The 2,041-nt window shown below is 70.0% G+C and carries 2 protein-coding genes; both read right to left on the bottom strand.

Going from position 1 to position 2,041, the window contains the following annotated elements:
• Positions 1-54: 54 nt before the first annotated feature.
• Positions 55-288 carry a chaplin ChpH gene (gene chpH, locus ACFVYK_RS37930; protein ID WP_069773519.1) on the bottom strand — a complete coding sequence of 78 codons (234 nt, stop codon included), beginning with the start codon at positions 286-288 and terminating at the stop codon, positions 55-57.
• A gap of 165 nt (positions 289-453) precedes the next feature.
• Positions 454-1,782, bottom strand: a complete 1,329-nt coding sequence (locus ACFVYK_RS37925; RefSeq protein WP_389781290.1) for a M20/M25/M40 family metallo-hydrolase — start codon at positions 1,780-1,782, stop codon at positions 454-456.
• Positions 1,783-2,041: the final 259 nt, after the last annotated feature.

Below are 2,041 nucleotides of genomic sequence, written 5' to 3'. Positions count from 1 at the left end.
GCTGGGGGTGCGCTCCGGGGCCGACGGTGTGGACGACCCCTCAGCGGGTCGACGTCAGTCGTTGACGCAGGTGTTGCCGAAGGCGGGGTTCAGCAGCCCGATCACCGAGATCGTGTTGCCGCAGACGTTCACCGGGACGTGCACGGGAACCTGGATGACGTTGCCGGACACCACACCCGGGGAGCCCACTGCGGCGCCCTGGGCTCCGGCGTCGGCGACGGCCAGGCCCGCACCCGCGAGAACCAGCCCACCAGTGGCTGCCGCAGCAGCGACGACCTTCTTGATCATTATTCCTCCTCGTTGGCAAAGCGACCCCAAGCAGCGGATCGCATGTCACCAGTAACGAGGCGAAATTAATGGGGCTACGCGCTTATCGGCGCATTCACTCTTCTCAGTCGCGTCCGTACAGGCGGCCGATTTCCTCCCCGGTGAAAGCCGGTCCAGCGGGACGGGTCAGGAGGCGTCGATGAAACGGTCCAGCACGCGCACCCCGAACTTCAGCCCGTCCACCGGGACCCGCTCGTCGACGCCGTGGAACATCCCGGCGAAGTCGAGCTCCGGCGGCAGCTTGAGCGGGGCGAAGCCGAACCCGCGGATGCCGAGATCGTCGAAGGACTTGGCGTCGGTTCCGCCGGAGAGCATGTAGGGGACGGCCTTCGCCGTGGGGTCCTCGGCGAGCAGCGAGGACTGCATCGCCTCCACCAGCGCCCCGTCGAAGGACGTCTCCAGGGCCTTGTCGCAGTGCACGTCCTCGCGGCGCACCTTGGGGCCGAGGATCCGGTCGAGGTCGGCGAGGAACTCGTCCTCGTGCCCCGGCAGGAACCGTCCGTCGACGTGCGCGGTGGCCTCGCCGGGGATGACGTTGACCTTGTAGCCGGCGCCCAGCTGGGTGGGGTTGGCGGTGTTGCTCAGGGTCGCGCCGATCAGCTTGGCGATGCCGCCGAGCCGGGCCAGGGTCGACTGCATGTCCTCGGGGTCCAGCTCGGTGCCCAGCGCGTCGCCGAGCTCGTCGAGGAAGGCGCGGGTCGTCTTGGTGACCCGCACGGGGAAGGTGTGCCGGCCGAGCCGCGCGACGGCCTCGGACAGCTCGGTGATGGCGTTGTCCCGGTGGATCATCGAGCCGTGCCCGGCGGTGCCGGCCACGGTCAGCTTCATCCAGTGCATGCCCTTCTCGGCCGTCTGGATGAGGTAGAGCCGCCGCTCCTCGCTCACGGTGAACGAGAAGCCGCCCACCTCGCTGATCGCCTCGGTCACGCCGTCGAACAGGTGGCGGTGGTGGTCGACGAGGTGACGGGCGCCGTAGGTGCCGCCCGCCTCCTCGTCGGCCAGGAACGCCAGCACGATGTCGCGCGGGGGCCTGCGCCCCGAACGCAGCCGGTCGCGGACGACGGCCAGCGTCATCGCGTCCATGTCCTTCATGTCGACCGCCCCGCGGCCCCACACGCAGCCGTCCGCGACCTCGCCCGAGAAGGGGTCGTGGGTCCAGTCGGCCGCGTTGGCCGGGACGACGTCGAGGTGGCCGTGGATGAGCAGCGCGGGCCTGGACGGGTCCTCGCCCTCGATGCGGGCCACCGTCGAGGCGCGGCCCGGGTGGGACTCGAAGATCTCCGGTTCGAGGCCCACCTCGGCGAGCTTCTCGGCGACCCACTCGGCCGCCTTGCGCTCGCCCGGGCCCGAGTGGTCGCCGTAGTTGCTGGTGTCGATCCGGATCAGCTCGCGGCAGAGGTCCACGACCTCGTCCTCGCCGGTGACGCCCCTGGCCGTGTCGTCCGTCGCGCTCACGCTGGTTCCTCCCGCTGTCACTGCTGGTGGGTCCCCTCATCCTCTCTCTCCCAAGGCCCCCGCCCAAGGCCGGTCCCGGCCCGTCACACGCCGTTCACGCCGGACGGGACTCCGCGCCGCCGGCCACCCGTGATCGGGCACCCCGGAAAGCCTGGTAATGTTTACGACGTCGCCGCGAGGGAAACCCCGCACGACAGACACCTTGTCCGGGTGGCGGAATGGCAGACGCGCTAGCTTGAGGTGCTAGTGCCCTTTATCG

The sequence above is a fragment of the Streptomyces sp. NPDC058291 genome (assembly GCF_042880855.1).
Taxonomy (GTDB): domain Bacteria; phylum Actinomycetota; class Actinomycetes; order Streptomycetales; family Streptomycetaceae; genus Streptomyces.
This window is presented reverse-complemented; position numbering and strand designations above follow the sequence as displayed.

What these genes read in the sequence shown, in the direction of transcription:
- chpH (WP_069773519.1), bottom strand. Translation starts at nt 288, where the DNA reads ATGATCAAGAAGGTCGTCGCTGCTGCGGCAGCCACTGGTGGGCTGGTT.